Source organism: Peribacillus sp. NPDC056705, from assembly GCF_043656335.1.
On record NZ_JBHTYI010000028.1, the window covers coordinates 1 to 21,058 of the forward strand.

A 21,058-nucleotide genomic window follows, 5' to 3' on the forward strand; every position below is an offset into this window, starting at 1 on the left:
TCCCTTATAAATCCATTTGGATACAATTCAAATACTCAAAATATTTTAAAATTATTTTTTTAAATATGTCCTGGTGTTATTTGTATTAATAATACTAGCTGAGTAGGCACATGCTATTAATATTTGGTATATTTCTATATAGTAAGTAACTAAACCATATTCCATAACAGCTAATCCAATTATTAATGAAATGAAAATTGCTGCATAACTATTGTTCTTTAACGACCTAAATAGTTTATAAATAATTCCTAAATATAAACTATAGTAAACCAATGTACCAAAAATCCCCATACCTACAAGAAGCTCAATATAATTATTGTGAGAATAAACTGAAAATGAGCTCACAGAAACAAAATTGTCGATTCCGTAACCCAAAAAGGGTTTCTCTATAAATAATTGCATACCATTTTCAATCATTTTCATTCTTACTAATGTACTTTCATCAACAGCTCCTTGACCTAAAAATGCATTTATTAAGCCTTCAATCCGAATACCTAATAAGCTATAGAGTACTGGATTAGTCATCGTGATATTCCATAATAAATATATAATAAAGATCATAATTGGAAGTACAATAAAAATACGTCTTCTTTTTTTTATTGTTAAAAAAGTAAGAAATATCAATCCCATTAAAAACATTAAAAAGGCCTTTCGTGAACCCGTCAAAAAAGTAATTAACAAAAATATTGCACCCAATATAAAATAAGATGTTTTTTTATTTTTTTTACCAAAGTATATAATAATGAGTGATGAAATAGTCATTTTAAGTGCTAAATCATTAGCATTTAAACCTATACTTTCCCCTAATCTTGCACTTCCCCAATAATTTATAGGTGTATATATAATTAATAATACAGTTGTATACAATGCACTTATAATTATCGAGATTAACACAAAATTTAATTTTTTTTCATCATTATTAATAAATAACACTAATGAATTACCTATTAATAGAATTTTAAGTACATTAATTGTCTGCATAGCTGCAGCCTCTTGATTAACTGCATATGTACATGATAAAAGACATATTGTAAAAAAAATAGCACTCCATAATGCATACATTCCAATTTTTCTATTTTTTTTCATTGATATAAAACCTATAAGAATGATATAACAAAATTCAAAAGAATATAGTATTAATCGCTCGTTTTTATATACGAAACTTAATAATATTAAAACAAATGTAGCTCCGTAACAAATAATTTCAAGTATATCCTTTTTTTTTATATTATAATTTGATAATTGAGCTTCCATAACTTTCCCCTTACTAGTTATTGATACTGTAAAGTAATCTCTAAATAGAATTATCACTTATGGTTTATCGTGTGATATACAAAGTTCCTTTCTATAATCTCTTCCCACATAGAAATTATATTTTCTATTTTCATACCTTGTACAGATTCTTTTCCATTCTTACCTAAATTATATGCTTTTTCTTTATTATTAATAAGTTCACGTATTGCCATAGCTAATTGTTCTTCATTACCAATCTCGATTATTAATCCATTATGATTATTTTTAATAACTTCATTTGAGCCAGCACAATTTGTTGATACGCATGGCACCCCCATCAACATGGCTTCTAATAATGCATTCGATAATCCTTCATAGTTTGAAGAAAGTACAAATATTTCAGCATCCTCCATTTTCTTATGAATGTTTGAAACATTTCCTAAGAGAAGTACTGCATCCATGATTTCTAATTCATGTATTTGATTTGTAAGTTTCTCCCTTAGTTCCCCTTCTCCATAAATAAATAATTTATATTCTGGAAATTCATCATATATTTTTTTAAACGCACTAATTAATAATGAATGATTTTTTTGTTCTACTAAACGTCCTACTGCCACAATTTTTTTCTCTTTCATGTTTGCAGCTTCCATAGTTATATTAATAGGATTTGAAATAATCATACTTTTTCTTTGAATTCTTTTTGGAAAACATGACTTTGCCCAAGTTGTTTGAAAAATTACACAATCTGCTAGAGGATATAATATATATGTTGCAATTCGTACTAAAGCAGATCTTCCATCCTTTTTTGGATCGTTTCGCTCTGATACAATTATTCTTTGATTTAACCCAATACAAGAGAGAATGGTTATAATATTAATACGGGCAATAAAAGAAACGATTCTGTCTGGCTTATTTTCAATAATATGTTTTCGAATACTATTTATCCAGCTCGGCAACTTCCTAATCCTGGAACCCCCTTGTTTTCCTATTAGTTTTACGTTAATACTTCTATTTAGTTCATACTCATTATTGTCATCAAGAAGTGTTAGAATATCTACCTCCCATCCCCTTTCAGCATAATTGTTTGCTAAAAGGGATATTACTCTCTCCGCTCCGCCTCTTCTCATACTTCCTATTAAAAAAACTATTCGTCGTTTATTATGATTGTTATTCATTGTCGGGGTACCCCTTATTTTATATATTCACTATATAATTTTCTCATTTCTTCTTTGACAACTGTGTTATCGTACTTTTTAACTTCTTCAAAATTCCTTTTCCCCATTAACTTTCGGAGATCAGCATCACTTATTAGTTTTTCAATACTTGTTGCAAACCCATCGACATCTTCAGGCATATTTAGATATCCCCCATTGCCATCTTCTATGAGATCTGTATTCCCTCTTATTGATGAACAAATGATAGGTAATCCTGTGGCCATTGCTTCCATTACAGATACAGGTAGTCCTTCTTGATATGAAGGGAATAAAAAAAGATCAGCGGCCAAACAAATTTCTGGGATATCATTTCTATATCCTAAAAATCTTACATTATTTTCAATACCCAAATTTTTGCTAAGTTCTTTTAAATAATTCTCTAATTCCCCTCTTCCACAAATCAAATATACAAAATTTTTGTGTTTCAACTTTGCGATTGCTTTTAGAGCAGTCTCATGATTTTTTCTTTTTATCATTTCACCAATGGATAACAGAACTACATCATTCTTTGTTATACCTAGCTCCGCACGCTTTTTGTCCCTATTAATTGTAGATGTTAAAAATTTGTTAGTATCAACACCAATTCCGGGAACATATATAACCTTCCTTGCTTTAAATGTTTGCCCTCTGTCATAGTCCTCTTTATTAATTGTTATGAGCACATCAGTAAATTTAGATAAGAATTTTTCAACCGGATAATAAACCAACCAATTAATAAGTGATGCTCCTTGATAAAAATGAAAACCATGGGCAGTATATATTACAGATGAAATTCCCAAAGATTTAGATACTAACCTCGCTAATACTCCTCCCATTGGAGAATGACAATGAACTATATCAAAATTCTCTGATTTCATTATCTTTTTAAATTGTTTATATGCTTTTATATTTTTTAGTGAGAATGGTGACCTTTGTATATCAAAAGGCTGTCTAATTATATCTAAGTCATTCAATCTCTCATTCGCATCACTAAAATTAGCAGCAGCATGTATCTCATATCCAAGTGATTTAAGAACTTCTATATTACTTTGTTCAAACAGATAGAACTGTCTACTTACTGTTGAGACAATCAAAATCTTTTTCATTTAAATCCCCCGACATAACTTTTTAAAATCTCCACAAATGATGAACTTGATGACAACCAACTTGTTTACAACCAACCTTTTGATAAAAGTTAATAGCACCAATATTCCGCACTTGTGTTCCAACTCTTATTTCACCACAGCCACGTTGATGTGCTTCATTTTCAACTGCTTTTAATAAACTTGTACCAATACCACCATTAGCAACATTTTGAGACACAGCAATAAGCTCTATAACACAGGCATTATCTGAATAAGAATGTAATAGAAACCCGTTTATTTCCCCAGTCTCATCCTTAGATAACGCATAAAACTTCTCGGACTTATCAAATGAATTTATTAGCCATTTATGATAAACTTGATCGCCACCACGTTTAGCCATTTCTGGATCCTCTGTAAACTTCGAGAACTGAAAATCTGCAATCTCAATCACTTGATCATTTCTTCCTAACGATTGATGAACTGTGATGTTTTTTTGTACTTCATGCGGACCCTTTATCTTCTTGACAAACTGAATATTCACATCAGCCAAAAACGCAGAAGTATCCTTCCCGATTTTCTGTGCATTTTCAGGTTCTGAATTTAGATTCACAATGGAGATAAACTGATAATCTTTAAATTTAGTTTTCAATTCAACCCATTCATTTATTGAAAGTGGCCTATTTAAAGTGGCTTTGGCACTTGTAACACCAAAATATTCTGTATCCCATTCTAAATCGTAGAAGGTTACCGCATTCTCTGTTATCTCCTCTTTCATTTATTCTCTTGCCTCCTACATTCCTATTCTCTTGTTCTCACTTTACTTTTTACTATTCTCAGAAACAAATACATCTTCACGCTTTAATACGGATACCACCGTTTTAAAAAATATTTTTATATCAAGCCAAAAGGATAGGTTATCAATATAGTATATATCGTGTTGAATCCGTTCTTTCCACGGGACAGTATTCCTATAATAAGCTTGATTAAAACCAGTTACACCAGGTCTAACGTCTAACTTACGATTTTCGTTACCCTCGTATATCTCTGCATGTTCTGGTAAATCTGGCCTAGGTCCAATGATACTCATGTCACCTCTAATAATATTTAAAAGTTGTGGGGTCTCATCTAAACTGGTTTTACGAATAAACTTACCAATCTTTGTTAGCCTAGGATCGTCTTCCGCATTAAAGGTTGACCCATCCTCATTTCTTAGATCGGGTGCATTCATTTTCATAGAACGGAATTTATACATTTTAAATACTTTTCCACTTTTACCAAGTCGTGGTGCATTATAAAAAATCGCCCCTTTGTCTTGCAAGTAAATAATTGGACCAATAATAGCCAAGATAATAAACCAAAATGGCAGAGCTATTATTGCTATTATTAAATCAAATACTCTTTTAAAAATGCTCTTATACATTCTTTAACCCCACTTGAGACCCCACACTTAAAACTTCATTAATTATTTTTTTATAACTCGCTATCACATACTCAACATCCTCATCACTAAGCAGCGTATGAAGCGGCAATGTAATTTCATTCTTATACATCTCAAAAGCATTAGGGTAATCCTTAATATCAAACCCTAAATTTTTATAAGCCGTTAACATAGGTAATGGCTTATAGTGGACATTACATGAAACTCCAGCTTCAGCCATCTTAACGATTATTTCGTTTCTCTCTGCTTCATTAATTCCCGGAATCCTAGTCAAATAAAGATGTCCCGAGGATGCAAAATCCTCGCCATAATGTTGCAAGCTTTGAATACCTAATGGCAAAAGTGCTTTATCGTACATCTCAATAATCTCTTTACGTCTTTTCTTAAGTCCTTCATATCTCTTTATCTGAATTAAACCAAAACCTGCCATAATATCTGTCATATTACATTTGTAGGCAGGATAAACAATATCATACTCCCAAGAACCTTTTTGGGTTTTCGCTAGTGCATCTTTAGATTGACCATGAAGACTATATAACATGTATTGCTTATACATCCACTCATCATCTAATCCAAGGTCATTTCTCCAAACGACTGCACCACCTTCAGCAGTTGTCAGATTCTTAACTGCATGGAAAGAGTAGCAAGTAAAATCAGCAACTTGCCCACATTTCATACCATTCCTCTCAGCTCCAAAAGCATGAGCAGCATCTGTCATTACAATTACTCTATTTATCAACTCTTGAAGTTCATTATTAGCCCTAAACAGTTCTTTTTTACTCTCTACTATTTCGAATATTGAATCGTAATCACACATCTTTCCTGCAATATCAACTGGAATAATCGCTTTTGTGTTCTCAGTAATTGCATTAGCAAGCTGTGAATAATCCATTTGAAAGGAATCAGAGGCTGTATCAACCAGTACAATTTTTGCACCTACATGATCAATAATTGAAGCAGTTGCTGTATAAGTATATGCTGATGTTATGACCTCATCTCCAGGGCCAATTCCTAAAATACGAAGAGTGAGCTCCATCGCTGCTGTTGCGGAATTTAAACAAACCGCTTTATTTGTCCCTACATATTCTGCTATTTTTTTTTCAAACTCTTTTGTTCTTGGTCCAGTAGTAATCCAACCAGATTTCATTGCTTTTATGACTTCTCCAATTTCCTCATCTGTAATATCTGGTGGAGAAAATGCTATGTTTCTTACTTGTACGTCAACCACTTTAGTTTCCTCGCTTTTTTCAAGTTTAGATTTAATTATTTGAAATTATTATTTGGAATTTTTCTTAATTAGTCCAATCAGGAAGACGGAAAAACAATACAGATTCAAATTGACTGATTAAAAGGTCATTTAATTCCTATGCATTAATCTTTTCTGAGGAAATATCCTTAACCGTTTGTTCTAAAAACTCTACTAAATCACCCTTGATTTCTTCATTCTGCAATGCAAACTCTATCGTCGTTTTCACAAACCCTAACTTCTCCCCAACATCATATCTTTTTCCTTCAAAATCATAAGCAAAAACTTGCTGTAATTGGTTTAACCGTTGAATCGCATCCGTTAACTGAATTTCACCGCCTGCACCAGCTTCCTGCTGATCAAGCATACTGAAGATTTCAGGAGTCAGGATATATCTTCCCATTATTGCCAAATTGGAAGGAGCAGTTCCTAAGGCTGGTTTTTCTACAAAGTTCTCAACTTGATAAAGTCGTCCATCTTGAAAAGCGGGGTCAATTATCCCATAGCGATTGGTTTCTTCCTTAGGTACGGTTTGCACTCCGATAATTGAATTGTTTGTTTCCTCAAACTGGTTCATTAACTGCTTTAGGCAAGGCGTTTCACTCTGGACAATATCATCACCTAAAAGTACGGCAAATGGCTCGTCCCCAATGAATTTACGAGCACACCATACTGCGTGACCTAATCCTTTTGGTTCCTTCTGCCTAATGTAATGGATATTAGCAAGTTTAGAGGAATATTGTACCTTATTGAGTAACTCTACTTTTCCTTTTTCCAATAGATTTTGTTCGAGCTCTGGAGCGTAATCAAAATGATCCTCAATCGCACGTTTGCCTTTTCCAGTTACGATTATTATGTCTTTTATTCCTGATGCAACGGCTTCCTCCACTATGTACTGAATCGTTGGTTTATCAACGATTGGGAGCATCTCCTTTGGCATGGCTTTAGTGGCAGGCAAAAAACGAGTACCCAATCCTGCTGCCGGAATGATTGCTTTTGTGATTTTTTTCACTTATTAGTCCTCCTACTTATTGCTATTTCACTACCGAGAAAGTTTTGTTCTTTCTTCGATTTGCTAAATTTATAACGAATTCTTTAAGTTCTGTTATGGAAAAATTATCATAAGAGCTTAAAAGATGCTGTATTTCCTCTTCCTGTTCCAGCACCGCTTTCCCTATGAAAATTTTAGGAAATACTGCTTCACTATGAACCTCTTTTTCCCCTAATAGCTCTTCGTACATTTTCTCACCAGGACGGATTCCAGAGAATTCAATCCCAATTTCGTCTATGGAATAACCTGATAGCTGGATAAGGTTAGTTGCTAATTCGACAATCTTAACAGGTTCACCCATATCAAGAACGAATATTTCTCCGCCTCGAGCCAAAGAACTTGCCTGAATGACTAATCTGGATGCTTCGGGTATGGTCATAAAATACCTTGTCATATCTGGATGTGTGACCGTCACTGGTCCACCGGACTGTATTTGTTTTTTAAATAAAGGAATGACACTCCCTCTGCTGCCTAAAACATTTCCGAAACGAACCGCAACAAATTTTGTTGAGCTATTTCTTGCTAACTGCTGGATGATCATCTCAGCAATACGCTTCGTTGAACCCATGACGTTTGTTGGGTTAACGGCTTTATCGGATGAAATCATCACAAATGCACCTACACCAAAAGTATCTGCCGCCTCTGCAACATTCTTTGTACCAAAAACATTATTCTTAATTGCTTCACGAGGGTTGTATTCCATTAGTGGAACATGTTTATGTGCAGCCGCATGGTAAACAACATCAGGCCTGAAGGTTTCCATCACTTCAAAAATTCTATCTCGATCTTGAATATCTGCAATTAAAGGTATTATTTCAATTTGATTTGCATATAACTTTTTCAGTTCCATATCAATCTGATAGATACTATTTTCTCCATGTCCTAGGAGAATAAGTTTTCCGGGTGAGAATCTGCATATTTGACGGCAAATTTCTGAACCAATTGAGCCCCCGGCCCCAGTTACCAAGATCGTCTTGCCCGTTACATATTCAGAAATACTGGTTATGTCCAATTCAACGGGTTCTCTTCCTAATAAATCTTCCACTTCTACTTCTTTAAATTGATTTACCGCTACTTTTCCTAACATAATATCTTCAAGCATCGGCATGATTTGCGTTTTGGCATTCGTTTTCACACATTCATCAAAAATGACCTTCAATTCTTTTTTACTTAATGAAGGTATTGCAATGACGATATTATCTATATGATATTTCCCCACCATTTCTGGGATATGTTTTGAGTTACCCACAACTGGTATTCCTAAGATGTCTAGCTTATCTTTTTTCGGATCATCATCTATGAATGCTACTGGTTTAAGTTCCGTATCATGATTGTTAAGAAGTTGACGTACAACCATGGTTCCAGCAGATCCAGCTCCGATTACCAATGTATTCCTCGTTTCCTTCCGATTATTTATCAAACGGTCACGCAGCATTCTCCAAGAAAATCGCGACCCGCCAATAAGGAGGACATGCATCATCCAGGTCAATGCTATGGCCCTTACATAAACATCTTGAAAAACCATTAACTGAATGGCGATAACAGAGATGACCGATAAGCTTACGGCTTTAACAATGGACAGTAACTCTCTTATACTTGCATACTCCCAGGCCTTCTTATACAGTTTATAAATAGAAGCAAAAAAATGATGGCTGATTAATAGGGAGACTGATGTGACTAACAGTGTTGGTAATTTAAATATTTCCAAATAGGGATACAAGAATAAATAACTTACATAAATGGCCGATAATACTATTAATGAGTCTAATAGGGCCAAAAGTGTTAATCGTTTTCGGTAGGCCAACCACATTTCCCCCTTTGATATTGTTGATTTACTCTCTATTAAAAACAGTCTATTTATGAATGTATTCTATTTCACATGCTTTTCATTGTTTATATAAGAATGAATGATACTGTTTATGTTTCTGTATTTTTTGACTATTTTAAAAATACCAATATGATTTAAGGGCATTTTGTCGTTGAACTATTGGTCGTTCAGAAACAATAAACCCTAAAACTTTATAAGAAGACAAAATTTTTTTAATATTAAATCGTTTCCTAATTATCTATCACTTTAAAAGATTCCGAAAATTTTTCTTTTAAAAGGCACTGGTTTTTCAACAGCAGGACTTTGGTTCTTTAATAGCTGTTCAGCATTTTCTTTAAAATAAAATGTACGTTGTATTCCATATGACTTTGTGATTGTTTCATAGGCATGTTGTAACGTGAACCCTCTAGAGCCAATATTATGGGCATCTGTTGCAATAAAATGGGCCAAATTATGTTCGATTATCTTTTTTGAAAATGATTGGATACTCTTACCGAAGTTCCCGATTATACTGCCAGAGGTAAGTTGAGTTAACGCGCCCTCCTGAACCAATTCAAATAATAGTTGATGATTTGATATCAATTCCTTATTTCTCTCCGGATGTACGATAATCGGTGTTATTCCTTTAAGCAGCAGTTCGTAAATCACTTCATGTGTATATGTAGGAACCCTTCCCGACGGGAGCTCTAACAATAAAAATGTACCGTTATCATCTAAGGTTAGGATTTCTTTTTTTTCAAGTGAATTAAATATGTCCCGATGAATTCTTACTTCTTGCCCGAGATGAATGGTAAGAGGTATATTATTTTGTTTTAAACTCTCATTTAAGCTCATTGCCCGATCAATGATGCCACTTTTAATATTTACATATTTCTCATTTAAGTGATGTGGCGTGGCAAATAAATGGGTGATTCCTGATTCTACCGCTTTTCTTGCCATATTCATGCTTTCATTCATGTCCGCGGATCCATCATCAACCCCTGGGAGAATGTGACAATGTATGTCAATCAAATTTTACACACTCCTTTGTAAAGCGAATAGGGAAAAAGGCCTAATCCGTGAATAATAGGAATTATTACCCCGATTAATAGTAGCATATAAAACTGCCATTAAACAGGGTGTTATTTTGTCGAAAATTGTTTTATTTCGTTAAGATTGATAGTAATAATAATTGCTGTTATCCGTTTCAACACCATTCAAAACGACTCCAAGAAAGGATGTATTAGCTTTCACTAAAAGCTCCTTTGCTTTTACGGCACTTTGTTTGTTTGTCTTGCCGCTCCCCACTACCATGATCACGCCATCACATTTATTGGCTACAATTTGGGAATCCGGTACTACTAGAACGGGCGGTGTATCAAAAATGATATAATCATACATTTCTTTTAATTCATCAATCGCTGTTTCTATCGCTTTGGAATTTAATAATTCCGATGGGTTAGGGGGTATTGGTCCACTCGTCAGAATTTCCAGATTAGGCACATTCGTCTTCATGAGTACTTTTTCTATGCTCATTTTCTTCGTTAGCACACTCGTAAGCCCCTCTATATTACTAAGACTAAAGGCATAATGAACCGATGGTTTCCTTAAGTCTGCATCCACAAGCAAAACCTTTTTCTCCTCCTGTGCCAAAACAATCGCGAGGTTAGCTGCTGTCGTCGATTTTCCATCATTTGGCTCCGCTGAGGTTACCACAATGGTTTGGATGTCTTTATCCACTGAGGAAAATTGAATATTCGTTCTAATTAATCGATATTGTTCAGTGATAGGTGATTTGGGGTTAGTCTGTGCAATTAAATTCACCTGTTTTTTATCTTTACTTCTCAAAAATCCCGCTTCCTTTCCTACTGCTTCTTATCCGGATTATCCTTTATTATGTACTTGTGTAATCTTTTGAATCGATCCAAGGATGGGTAATTCTAGGAGTCTCTCAATATCATCCTCGTCCTTGATCGTATTGTCCATATACTCAAGTAGGAATGCCAAGCCGACTCCAGCCATCAATCCGACCACCACCGCAATTGCGATATTCAATAGTGGATTAGGTTTTACAGGACTAGGATTCTCCTTAATTTCTGCCTTGGCTAGTAAGCTCACATTGTCGACGTTCATGATATCCTTGATTTCCTTTTGGAACGTTTCAGAAATCGTGTTTGCAATTTCTACAGCCTGTGACGGATTACTGTCTTGAACCGTTAATGAGAAGACTTGTGAATTTTCTTGGCTGTTAATCGTGATTTTTTCACTTAGTTGTTCAACGCTTTGGTCTAATTCAAGCTCATCAATGACCTTCTCCAAAATGGCAGGGCTTTTTATGATCACGCTGTATGTATTGATCATGTCGATATTAGATCGTATTTGAGTCGAGTCCAATTGGTTCTCCGATTGCTTCTGGTTAACCAGGATCTGTGTCGAAGATTGATAAACGGGTGTTAATAAGAAATAAGAAATCGTTCCACTAATCAGAGCGGCAATTAATGTCAGCAGCATGATTAGCTTCCAACGTTTCTTTAATGTTTTAAAAATGTCTGTAATACTAATAGTTTCTTCCATTTCATCCTCCTGATATGTTAAAAATGACCTATTGCATTATACCATAATATTACCTATATATATGTATTTTCAAGGAAATTTACTTGAATTTTACAACGAAAGAATTCTTTTCTAACGCAAGAGTAATTTTACAAAAAAGAGAATGGTAATACAAAGGAAATAATTACTAAATTCGAAATATAGCATTAAACATGTATATTTAACCCATTTTCCAGAATATTCGGGACTTAAATTTCAATAAACTTAATTATACACCAAATACCAATCTATCCTATAAGATTTATCAATATTAAAATATTTTCTTGAAAATAACCTAACTAAATGCCTACTCATATAGGAAAATTCGTTTATATGTATAATTGTGTCAAGTATTTTAGTGCCTAGTTATCATTAAAAGTGAAAGGAAAATGTGTAAACTGAAAGTGATAGTTTCAATCAGTAAATAATTTTCATATTAATGGTTAGGTGTGGTCAGAATGATAGGTTACCGAGTTAAGTCGCTTAGGGAAGAAAGGAAAATGTCAATTAGTGAACTCTCCGCAAAATCCGGCGTTGCCAAATCCTATATAAGCTCATTGGAAAGAAACCTTCAAACAAACCCTACTATTTTAGTTTTGGAAAAGATCGCTAGAATCCTTTGTATTAAAGTGGATGCTCTGTTGAATGAACAAGCAGGCAAGAGCATGGATGAAGAGTGGATGGAAATCATGCACGATGTTATGGGGTCTGGCATATCGAAAGAGGAAATGCGCGAATTTATTCAAGATAGAAAGTGATGTCTATAAGGATGAGAAACTTTGAAACCGCTTTCCCTTCGCTTCTTAAGAAAAGCCCAATAGGGAAAAGGTGGAAATCCCCACTTTTTCCCCTTTTATTACTGCTTAAAATATTCCTTCATCACCTCGAACCATATGTAATGCCCTTGGTCATTGGGATGGATGTTATCATTAGTCAGTATGTCAGCCAATCTCATATTCTTTTTACTTAGCCTCTTTTCTATCTCTTCTTTACTATTCATATAAGTCCATTTATTGATTTTGATGACCTGCTCAGAAGCTTGAATATAATCCAAATAATCCAATCCTAAACTATTTTCCGTTTTACTATTGGCAACTGGATTTGGTGAAATGATAAGAACCTTTGTATTTGGCAGCTCTTTCTGTAACTTTGTCATGATGCTTTCCAAATCTTTTTCCGTCTGTTCCAAGCTAAGTGATTGATAATGATTATTTATCAACGAATTTTCAAAAATAATCAGATCGGGATCATCTTGTATCACGGCTTCAATTTTCCTACCTTTCAGCAAATCCTCTGTTGAATACCCCTCATGCCCATGATTAATGAACCGTAATGTTTCCAGATCTTCACGATCTGCTCGCAAACTCTTCTCTAAAAGCCCTGCCCAACTCTTAGAAGCATTACTTGCACCGGTTCCTGAAGTACCATTACTTCCCACTAGGGATACTATAACCTTATCTTGCGTAAGCGACTTATAATGCAGGAAATCTATTAACGGCTGCTTTTTATTATTTTCCGGTTTTAAACTTTGTATCAATGCATCCCTTTCTTCTGTTTCCTTTTCTTTTGCTTTTGCTGCAGCTTCTCTAGCCTCTATCCCTGCTGTCTGGCTTATGTTTTTCCAATGCAGATGGCCAAACACCACTACTGCTAAGCAAAATCCTGTGATAATGATTAAACCATATTTCCTCATCTTTACCTCCCATATTTGAACATTAATGACTGACATGGAAGTCTTATAAAATAGAGTAAATTCTTATTTGAGTACTTTTACCTAAACTCTATTTCACTTTATTCGGTTATTTTTCTCTCATTAATTATATCCATCAAATTTTAAACGATAAAGAATATTTTTCCAATTTCTTCCGACATTAGTCGACATTGTAATATACCATCTTCGCCTTTTGAGGTGTGTTCAATATGATAGGTGAAAATGAAAGGAATTTTTTTAAAGGACTTTTGTTTGGTACACCTTTGAGCATACCGTTATGGATTTCTTTTTGGGGATTGGTAAAATTGATCATTAATAGTTTATTTTAGAGTCCTAGGGTTCTTTTTATTTTATTGTAGTCAATATTACTTAGATTTAAGATGATCTCTTAATTCTTATAGATTGTTCTCCATAACTTCAGTAAAATGAGAATGATAATTACTATCAATTAAGGAGAATAACTATTATGGGTGTACCTTTATTAAAAGAAGAGCTTCCGGTTGTTAATAAAATCTGGTCGCGTGATTTTATTATGATTTTCTTGGCTAACTTTTTTGTTTTTTTATCCTTTCAGATGACTTCCCCTACCCTTCCGCTTTTTGTAAAGGAGCTTGGCGGAAATGAACGGTATATTGGGTTAGTTGCTGGCATGTTTTTATTTTCTGCCCTGATTGTCCGCCCTTTTGCTGGACAGGCCTTGGAAACAAAAGGAAGACGTTTTGTTTTCCTGTTCGGTTTAACCCTTTTGGCTGTATCGATTGGTTCGTTTGGATATATGATGAGTATTTTCCTTCTTTGCGCCATGAGGATTGTACAAGGGATTGGCTGGGGATATGCGACCACGGCTTCAGGTACGATTGCCTCTGATCTCATCCCAGCAAGGCGTCGGGGTGAGGGAATGGGATACTTCACTTTATCGGGGAATTTGGCGATGGCTTTTGGTCCTTCATTCGGGCTTTTCTTGGCGGATGTTTTAACCTTTCAACATTTGTTTTTATTTTGCGGTGTATTAATTCTTGCAGCTTGGATCATGGCTTCAACAATTACTTATAAAAAAGTAGATCATGCTCCTGCCCCAGCTAAAACTAATAGGTTTGACATTTATGAAAGAAGCGCTGTTGCTCCGTCCGTGCTTGTTTTTTTCATTACGGTGACTTTTGGCGGGACTGCTACCTTCTTACCGCTTTATACAATCGAAAAAGGTCTGACAGGTATTCAAGGATACTTTTTTCTTTACGCTTTAGCGCTTATTTTCACACGTATGTTTGCTGGAAAGGTCTATGATCAAAAAGGACATCAGGCTGTCTTCATTCCGTCCACTCTTTTTATCGTAGCGGCGATGCTATTGCTAGCCTGGATGCCAAGTAACATGATTCTGTATATGGCAGCTATTTTTTATGGCATTGGATTCGGTGCTGTCCAACCGGCTCTTCAAGCGTGGTCTCTTGAACACGCTGCCCGAAACCGAAAAGGGATGGCCAATGCCACTTTCTATTCCTTCTTTGATCTTGGAATCGGTTTCGGTGCCATCCTCTTCGGACAAATTGGCTATCTTTTCGGATATATAAGCATTTACATAATGGCAGCAGTCTCTGTGGGGATTTCAATATTGGCTTATTTATGGATTTTAAGAAAAATGAAGTAATTATAAATTAAGGGACATCTTTGTGGATGTTCTTTTTTTTGAAAGGCTCTTTTAGTAAAGATTGTTGTTTTTAAAATGAAACGATTTAAGGTTGATTGGAGCGGAAGTGCGAGACTCCTGCGGGAGCAGCGGAAAGCGAGCACTGGAGGGGAAATCAACCACACCACATTACTTGGTAAATGGCAACAAAGCATTCGAAAACAGCCTATTGTAAACAGAAGTGATTTTGCAGAACAGTATATCGTATTTGCCTTAGCACATTTTTTAACCCCATGTAAAGTATGTAATGGTTTTATTAGTTTTAAGTAATGTTATTGTATTCCCTGTTTCCTTCTCTCTATTTCGTTGTATGATAGAAAAAAAAGGAGTTTTGGGAATGATTATTCTGCAGTATTTTGGAAAAGTTTTTTCATTCATGCATAAGGATATACCGGAAACTCATGTTAAGTGCCATGTTTGTGCAGGTACAGGTGCGTACGATATTTATACAGATTGTCTTACCTGTAATGCAAAGGGATTGATTAGTAAAGTTGAGTATAATAGGAGGCTTGAAGAGGGTGAGATTTAAAGAATTTCATGAGGTCGATATATGTAAACCAGAAGCAATATTGGCTATTGCTTCTTTTTTTTGTCCAAAACGTGCCGTTTGCCCCTAATAAAGGAATTTTTCCTAATTTGAATGTATAAAGACCACCAATTTGGTGGCCTTATACCCTTTTTGTCTCAGGTGGACGTTCCATTCAGAACAATCAAGAAGCAGAAGATTGCTTTTCAGAAATAGTAAATTCACTCTCTTCCTCTAAAGGGTTATATTCATTTTGGAAAATTATGTTTTGAATGTAGTCATAGGTATTTTTAGTATTATGACCACTTGTGCACTCCATTAGTTTTGAAAACTGTGCAGTATGGAAAGGAGATTGCGGGTTATTGTAACTGTATACAATTTCAGAATGCAAATCATTGAATGTCTCTACTATGCCGCCAAAAGCAATCTCTTTCTGGAGAATGTTAGGAGCGCCATATTCCACTTCTGCCAAGGCTTTGTCTTCCCAATAGAAGATCACATTACTACCACCTGCAAACGCATAAAAAGTAATGGAAGAATAATCGGATATGACAACTTTACTGCTCAATAGAGCATCCTTTATGTCTCCTATATAAAACGATTCTTCGTATTTATCATAAATATCTGGGAACTGTTCTTGAAGTATGATTCTTGATTTAGGATGGAGTATGACATTAATTTTTTTATCTTTATAGAACTTCTCTTTTCGAATCAATTCCAAGAATGAAAAATACCGGTCTAAATAGCTTCCAGCTTCAATGCTTCCTGTGAGGTCCCATGGTCGCCATGTAAGCATAAATGTAATTTGATTTTTTTCACTTTGTTGTTCCTGGACATATAAATCGATATTAGGCAGCCCTGTTACCATCAATTCTTTTTCCGTATAACCTGTATTATTAAGGAATAAGTTTTTCTCGAAATTGGAATTTACGAGCATGTAATCAGGTGCAATCGGCACTTTACGGTTAAAGTAACCACGTTCGAAAATATTGGTCGCCATACATGGTCCATGTTGCAACATTATTTTTTTATCAGTTGAAAGAACCTTTTTCTTAATTAAGTAATCGTTATCGTACAATCGGCGTTGTATATGTCCCACAAGATCGGAAGATTGAAAACTTCTAGCTAAAAAGATGTGATAGAAAGCAAGAAAGCTATTTTTCTCAACAAGGGCTCTGCCGTATTGTTGCTTATGATTTTGATATTCGGGGTGGCCTTTTTCCAATATATAAACGCAGGAATCCCCCATCTTGAATGCATATTTAAACAGTTCAAAGGCAGATTCCGAAGCCCCTGCACTGAACTTTTCAAAATAGATATCGTATTTTTTTTTGTTTAGTGAAAAAAGGCTAATCAAATAAGCAAATCTTTCTTTTATTATAATGCTTTTGGCCATTATACTTGTCAATACGATAACGTATTGACCTGTAATAGACTTTCGGATAAAAAGTTCACTATTCATCTGCCCCAAACGATAGGAACGGGTGTTATACAGATAATGATTTTTATCGTATATGTGCTTAGAGTCTGATTTAAAATTATACCAATAACTATGATCAGCGTGACTGAGTTTGATAAAAATAGGCGTATTAATCTCGCTAGTGTTTACATAATGTTGATAAATTTCCTTCATTGGCACGAAAGACCAGTAAGTATGAATGAGTATGGATATCTTCCCTGTCTTCATTGCAAATTTCTCTCTTATTTTGACTGGAAAGAGAAAATGCACTTTAAAATTTACGCTTTTATCGTAACCGAACGATAAATATACTTCTTTGAACGAATAATTTCTGACACGCATGACCCCAACAAATAAGAAGCGAAAGAATAAAAGGAATACTAAACCTTTGAAAAACGGGGCTTTCTCTATTTTATCCAGCGTTTTGTCTATCTGCAGATTTTTTTGGCGTGTTTTCACGAAGGAAAGTTTGCAGTTCGTGTCTACGAAGAAAATGATTCTTTCATCCTCTAATTTCCCCTCTTTATTAACATAACCTTTCGTTAACGTGATTGTTTGTAAGATTGTCATTGGTTCATATTCTGAGAGTGTAACCGTATTGTTCGTTTCCTTACTATACACGAAATACTTCATATTGTATTTCCTTTTTTTACTAATACTCTTTGTGCCATTGAAAAGGCAATAGCCATCCGATAAAATAGGAATTCCATTTTCAAGATGACCATAAATTGTTTCTTGTTTCAATTCTTTCCCCCCATGTTTTCCGGAACTTATAATCCTGCGACATTTTTGCCAGTACCTTAGTCACACCCTATATTTTTAAAAAAGACAATATACCTATGATAGTATAAATAGTTAAACACTTCAATGTAATTATTATTTTAAAAAACTTTTACCCTTGAGAAAAAATGCTAGTTCGTCTAAAGTATCCGTAGGGTGACTTTCCCCTATTTAGCCGTAATATGATAGAATTGTTCGGCACACTAAAGAAACAAGCAGCGAGGGGATTATGGCGACTATGAGGAAGATTATTGTAATCTTATTTTTTACATTTTTATTATATGGATGTGAAACAACGGACAAGGACATTCAGCCTGATACTGAAAGAAACGTCAAACAGGAAAACTCTGATTTGGCCAATGAGTTACATTTAAATTCCAATGGATTTTATGAATATCATTCAAATACATTAAACATACAAATTCAACCTGTTATTAAATCAAAACTGAAATATTGGGTTTCAACCATAAAAGTAAAGAATGTATCACAAGTTAAATCTGAATTTGCAGGCGGTAGTTTCAGTAGTAAAAAAGAAGAAACATCCGAAATAGCAAAAAAAAGCAAAGCTGTGTTTGCAGTTAATGGCGGAGGTATTCAGTTTAAATCCAGGAGCACTGTCATTCGAGATGGAAAAGTTTTCAGAACGGGTTTTGCGCCACTAGAAATCAGAAAAAATGGCAAACTCTTTATTGGTGATGGAAGAAGAACGTCAGAAGACATGCTTGAACAAGGCGCATTACATATCTTTGATTTTGGGCCTGAGTTATTGATTAATGGAAAGGTTCCTTCTTTTAAGAACCAAGATTGGTTTACAACAGTCCGTGCGCCAAGAACTGCGATAGGACAAAGGAAACCATATGAATATATCATTATAACGGTGGATGGTCGTTCGTCTGAATCCAATGGCATGACGTTTGCAGAGCTTGTAAAGGTATTTCAATCCAAAGGGGTAACGTGGGCTTACAATCTAGATGGAGGTGGCAGCACTACCTTATATTACTTGGATAGCATCTTAAATCACCCTTCAGATGGAGAAGAAAGACAAATATCAGACATATTATATTTTACTGAGTAGCATAATTTTTAATTTATACAAACAATAATTAAGCCCCTCTCCATTTAGAGAAGGGCTTTTATTATGGATGAGATATCACAACTACGAGAATTATTAACTGTAAAGCATTTGGCAAATTATTTAAATGTCAGTGAAAAAACGGCTGATGAATACATGGGAAGTCCCGATTTTCCTTTAATTCGTTTAAAACGGGCCAAGAGGGTTTTGAAGGCTGACTTTTTAGACTGGTTACAATCAAAGTAAGAATAATACAAGCAGAAGTCGTTTGGAAATTGTATGCTAATAAAAAGTTTTTAAAAAAGATGAGGTGATACGTAATCGCAGCACCTTATTTGTATTTTAAAATGAGGATAGCAATTTTGATAAGATCTGATTGATTGAACTTATGTTAGTCTGCAAAGCTATCCAGTAAAGCGTACACTCCCTGATTTATGACAATGTCTTCTGTATCTTTTTTGCCTTTATCTAAAGTCACTCCCCTTTGTTACAAGTCATTTCCAGAAGTGATTATGCATTGAAATTCAATAAATTCATTGACTGTATCTTTACCTGCCTTCTAATTTGCAATATCTTTTTAGCTTTCTAAAGCTTATATAAAGCAGACCTCTCGCTTTACCAAATTCCAAATCAAAAAACCTGGGTTAAATCCTTCGGTTTATAGTGCAGCTTCTAAAATCCAAGTAAGGTTGCCTTTTGCACCTTTATCCAAAGTGACGATGGCAGCCTTTGTCTTAGCTTCCCATTTTCCCAGAAGACTCCCTCTACCAGTGTGTAAAGGGCTAGAGCCCAACAGTAAGGGGAGATGAATGTTTGCATATGTCAAAGCAACCTTTGACAAACATACGTTCTATAGGTAATAATAACTATAAGGGGGGGGTGAAACCAATGGTTGTAAACAAAGCTTATAAATTTCGAATCTATCCAACGAAAGATCAACTAGTTCAAATCAATAAAACGTTCGGCTGCTCCCGTTTTGTCTATAACTTCTTTTTAGGCAAACAAAAGGAGAAAGATGCCTTCTGGTATATCTGTGAAGAAATGAAGCAGAACGGCCAATTACCCTCTAATGAATGGAAAGGTTCTTTTCTGAATAAATACGCAACAATCAAAGAACTTCCAGCATTAAAGAAAGAGTATTCTTTCCTGAAAGAAGTAGACAGTATTGCCTTACAGAAATCGGTGGAAAATTTAGCTGATGCCTATAGTCGATATTATAAAAAGCAAAACAAATCACCACGCTTCAAATCGAAAAAGAATCCTATCCAGTCCTACACGACTAAACATACGAATGGAAATATCGGAATAATAGGAAACCAAATCAAATTACCTAAACTCGGTCTAGTTCGTTTTGCTAAAAGCCGCGAAGTCGAAGGTCGAATCATCAATGCCACAATCAGGCGGAACCCATCGGGGAAATATTTCATTTCCGTTTTAGCTAAAACCAAGGTACAAGTACTTCCTAAAACGAATCGTTCGTGCGGTGTAGATGTTGGCTTGAAGAACTTTGCTATTCTTTCAGATGGTACGGTCTATCAAAACCCAAAATTCTTCCGTACGGTCGAAAAGAAATTGGCCAAAGCCCAACGGATTCTTTCAAGGCGACAAGAAATAGCCTTGATTCAAAAGAAACCATTGGCTGATGCCAAAAACTATCAAAAACAAAAACGAAAAGTGGCTATCCAACACGAAAAAATTTCAAATGCCCGAATGGATTACTTACATAAAGTTTCTACCGAAATCATCAAAAACCACGATGTTATTGGAATGGAAGACTTGAAGGTGACGAATATGATGAAAAATAACAAACTAGCTAAAGCGATTAGTGAAGTGTCTTGGTACCAATTCAAAAAATTGATGGAATACAAAGTTAAATGGTATGGTAAACAAATCGTGACCGTATCTAAAACGTTTGCTTCTAGCCAATTGTGTTCTAGCTGCGGGTACCAAAATAAAAACGTTAAACATCTGAATCTTCGTGAATGGGATTGTCCTTCTTGTTCTACTCACCACGATCGAGATATTAACGCAGGACTCAATCTAATGAATGAAGCCATAAGGCTTCTAACCGTAGGAACTACGGGGATAGCCTAATTAAAAATTGGCTGATAGGCTAATGTTCTTAGGAAACCCCCACTTCAATCAGACTATAAGGTCGATAAGTGATGGGTAGTTCAATGT

Annotated in this window: 19 protein-coding genes; 6 read left to right on the top strand and 13 right to left on the bottom strand. The window is 34.9% G+C overall.

What is annotated here, in order from left to right:
• Positions 1 to 51: 51 nt before the first annotated feature.
• The 11 genes from ACFRAK_RS22350 to ACFRAK_RS22400 form a co-directional block, all read right to left on the bottom strand.
• On the bottom strand, positions 52 to 1,254 hold the full coding sequence (locus ACFRAK_RS22350) for an O-antigen ligase family protein (protein WP_394572522.1): 1,203 nt from the start codon (positions 1,252 to 1,254) through the stop codon (positions 52 to 54).
• Between the two features lie 53 nt (positions 1,255 to 1,307).
• The gene (locus ACFRAK_RS22355) at positions 1,308 to 2,408 is read right to left on the bottom strand and encodes a glycosyltransferase family 4 protein (RefSeq protein WP_394572523.1); all 1,101 of its coding nucleotides are present in this window, start codon (positions 2,406 to 2,408) and stop codon (positions 1,308 to 1,310) included.
• A 14-nt stretch (positions 2,409 to 2,422) separates the two neighbouring features.
• Complete coding sequence (locus ACFRAK_RS22360; RefSeq protein WP_394572524.1) at positions 2,423 to 3,532, bottom strand: glycosyltransferase family 4 protein; 1,110 nt, start codon at positions 3,530 to 3,532, stop codon at positions 2,423 to 2,425.
• A gap of 22 nt (positions 3,533 to 3,554) precedes the next feature.
• Positions 3,555 to 4,286: a GNAT family N-acetyltransferase gene (locus ACFRAK_RS22365; protein WP_394572525.1), complete on the bottom strand. Its 732-nt coding sequence runs from the start codon at positions 4,284 to 4,286 to the stop codon at positions 3,555 to 3,557.
• A 42-nt stretch (positions 4,287 to 4,328) separates the two neighbouring features.
• Entirely contained in the window at positions 4,329 to 4,931 is a 603-nt protein-coding gene (locus tag ACFRAK_RS22370; protein WP_394572526.1) for a sugar transferase, read from the bottom strand.
• Complete coding sequence (locus ACFRAK_RS22375) at positions 4,924 to 6,177, bottom strand: DegT/DnrJ/EryC1/StrS family aminotransferase (protein ID WP_394572527.1); 1,254 nt, start codon at positions 6,175 to 6,177, stop codon at positions 4,924 to 4,926. Before ACFRAK_RS22375 ends, ACFRAK_RS22370 begins: the two co-directional genes overlap by 8 nt.
• A gap of 136 nt (positions 6,178 to 6,313) precedes the next feature.
• Complete coding sequence (galU, locus tag ACFRAK_RS22380; protein ID WP_394572528.1) at positions 6,314 to 7,207, bottom strand: UTP--glucose-1-phosphate uridylyltransferase GalU; 894 nt, start codon at positions 7,205 to 7,207, stop codon at positions 6,314 to 6,316.
• A 22-nt stretch (positions 7,208 to 7,229) separates the two neighbouring features.
• A complete protein-coding gene (locus ACFRAK_RS22385; protein WP_394572529.1) occupies positions 7,230 to 9,050 on the bottom strand; it encodes a polysaccharide biosynthesis protein in 1,821 nt (606 codons plus the stop codon).
• 270 nt (positions 9,051 to 9,320) lie between these two features.
• Positions 9,321 to 10,085, bottom strand: a complete 765-nt coding sequence (locus ACFRAK_RS22390; protein ID WP_394572530.1) for a tyrosine-protein phosphatase — start codon at positions 10,083 to 10,085, stop codon at positions 9,321 to 9,323.
• 138 nt (positions 10,086 to 10,223) lie between these two features.
• On the bottom strand, positions 10,224 to 10,901 hold the full coding sequence (locus ACFRAK_RS22395) for a CpsD/CapB family tyrosine-protein kinase (protein WP_394572531.1): 678 nt from the start codon (positions 10,899 to 10,901) through the stop codon (positions 10,224 to 10,226).
• Positions 10,902 to 10,937: 36 nt separating this feature from the next.
• Positions 10,938 to 11,627, bottom strand: coding sequence for a YveK family protein (locus ACFRAK_RS22400; RefSeq protein ID WP_394572532.1), 690 nt, complete (start codon positions 11,625 to 11,627; stop codon positions 10,938 to 10,940).
• Positions 11,628 to 12,103: 476 nt separating this feature from the next.
• Between ACFRAK_RS22400 and ACFRAK_RS22405 the strand changes: the two genes are divergently transcribed.
• Entirely contained in the window at positions 12,104 to 12,403 is a 300-nt protein-coding gene (locus ACFRAK_RS22405; protein WP_387604406.1) for a helix-turn-helix domain-containing protein, read from the top strand.
• A gap of 98 nt (positions 12,404 to 12,501) precedes the next feature.
• Here the strand turns inward: ACFRAK_RS22405 and ACFRAK_RS22410 are convergent, their stop codons facing one another.
• Positions 12,502 to 13,338 carry an SGNH/GDSL hydrolase family protein gene (locus ACFRAK_RS22410; RefSeq protein ID WP_387604408.1) on the bottom strand — a complete coding sequence of 279 codons (837 nt, stop codon included), beginning with the start codon at positions 13,336 to 13,338 and terminating at the stop codon, positions 12,502 to 12,504.
• 484 nt (positions 13,339 to 13,822) lie between these two features.
• Between ACFRAK_RS22410 and ACFRAK_RS22415 the strand changes: the two genes are divergently transcribed.
• Positions 13,823 to 15,001: an MFS transporter gene (locus tag ACFRAK_RS22415; protein WP_394572533.1), complete on the top strand. Its 1,179-nt coding sequence runs from the start codon at positions 13,823 to 13,825 to the stop codon at positions 14,999 to 15,001.
• 376 nt (positions 15,002 to 15,377) lie between these two features.
• Positions 15,378 to 15,569, top strand: coding sequence for a hypothetical protein (locus ACFRAK_RS22420; RefSeq protein WP_192205899.1), 192 nt, complete (start codon positions 15,378 to 15,380; stop codon positions 15,567 to 15,569).
• Positions 15,570 to 15,750: 181 nt separating this feature from the next.
• Here ACFRAK_RS22420 and ACFRAK_RS22425 read toward each other — a convergent pair whose 3' ends face one another.
• Complete coding sequence (locus tag ACFRAK_RS22425) at positions 15,751 to 17,253, bottom strand: CDP-glycerol glycerophosphotransferase family protein (RefSeq protein ID WP_394572534.1); 1,503 nt, start codon at positions 17,251 to 17,253, stop codon at positions 15,751 to 15,753.
• Positions 17,254 to 18,043: 790 nt separating this feature from the next.
• On the opposite strand from ACFRAK_RS22425, the gene ACFRAK_RS22430 reads away from it, so the two are divergent.
• The 3 genes from ACFRAK_RS22430 (at position 18,044) to tnpB (ending at position 20,971) form a co-directional block, all read left to right on the top strand.
• Positions 18,044 to 18,880, top strand: coding sequence for a phosphodiester glycosidase family protein (locus ACFRAK_RS22430; RefSeq protein ID WP_394572535.1), 837 nt, complete (start codon positions 18,044 to 18,046; stop codon positions 18,878 to 18,880).
• Between the two features lie 63 nt (positions 18,881 to 18,943).
• Positions 18,944 to 19,123, top strand: coding sequence for a helix-turn-helix domain-containing protein (locus ACFRAK_RS22435; protein WP_387604416.1), 180 nt, complete (start codon positions 18,944 to 18,946; stop codon positions 19,121 to 19,123).
• A gap of 642 nt (positions 19,124 to 19,765) precedes the next feature.
• Entirely contained in the window at positions 19,766 to 20,971 is a 1,206-nt protein-coding gene (gene tnpB, locus ACFRAK_RS22440; RefSeq protein WP_394572536.1) for an IS200/IS605 family element RNA-guided endonuclease TnpB, read from the top strand.
• Positions 20,972 to 21,058 lie beyond the last annotated feature (87 nt).

Excerpts from the sequence above, each read along its gene's own strand:
- ACFRAK_RS22410 (WP_387604408.1), bottom strand. The coding sequence starts at position 13,338 with ATGAGGAAATATGGTTTAATCATTATCACAGGATTTTGCTTAGCAGTA.
- ACFRAK_RS22420 (WP_192205899.1), top strand. The coding sequence starts at position 15,378 with ATGATTATTCTGCAGTATTTTGGAAAAGTTTTTTCATTCATGCATAAG.
- ACFRAK_RS22415 (WP_394572533.1), top strand. The coding sequence starts at position 13,823 with ATGGGTGTACCTTTATTAAAAGAAGAGCTTCCGGTTGTTAATAAAATC.
- tnpB (WP_394572536.1), top strand. The coding sequence starts at position 19,766 with ATGGTTGTAAACAAAGCTTATAAATTTCGAATCTATCCAACGAAAGAT.
- ACFRAK_RS22435 (WP_387604416.1), top strand. The coding sequence starts at position 18,944 with ATGGATGAGATATCACAACTACGAGAATTATTAACTGTAAAGCATTTG.
- ACFRAK_RS22370 (WP_394572526.1), bottom strand. The coding sequence starts at position 4,931 with ATGTATAAGAGCATTTTTAAAAGAGTATTTGATTTAATAATAGCAATA.
- ACFRAK_RS22430 (WP_394572535.1), top strand. The coding sequence starts at position 18,044 with ATGAGGAAGATTATTGTAATCTTATTTTTTACATTTTTATTATATGGA.
- ACFRAK_RS22405 (WP_387604406.1), top strand. The coding sequence starts at position 12,104 with ATGATAGGTTACCGAGTTAAGTCGCTTAGGGAAGAAAGGAAAATGTCA.
- ACFRAK_RS22400 (WP_394572532.1), bottom strand. The coding sequence starts at position 11,627 with ATGGAAGAAACTATTAGTATTACAGACATTTTTAAAACATTAAAGAAA.
- ACFRAK_RS22350 (WP_394572522.1), bottom strand. The coding sequence starts at position 1,254 with ATGGAAGCTCAATTATCAAATTATAATATAAAAAAAAAGGATATACTT.
- ACFRAK_RS22365 (WP_394572525.1), bottom strand. The coding sequence starts at position 4,286 with ATGAAAGAGGAGATAACAGAGAATGCGGTAACCTTCTACGATTTAGAA.
- ACFRAK_RS22360 (WP_394572524.1), bottom strand. The coding sequence starts at position 3,532 with ATGAAAAAGATTTTGATTGTCTCAACAGTAAGTAGACAGTTCTATCTG.
- ACFRAK_RS22355 (WP_394572523.1), bottom strand. The coding sequence starts at position 2,408 with ATGAATAACAATCATAATAAACGACGAATAGTTTTTTTAATAGGAAGT.
- ACFRAK_RS22425 (WP_394572534.1), bottom strand. The coding sequence starts at position 17,253 with ATGAAGACAGGGAAGATATCCATACTCATTCATACTTACTGGTCTTTC.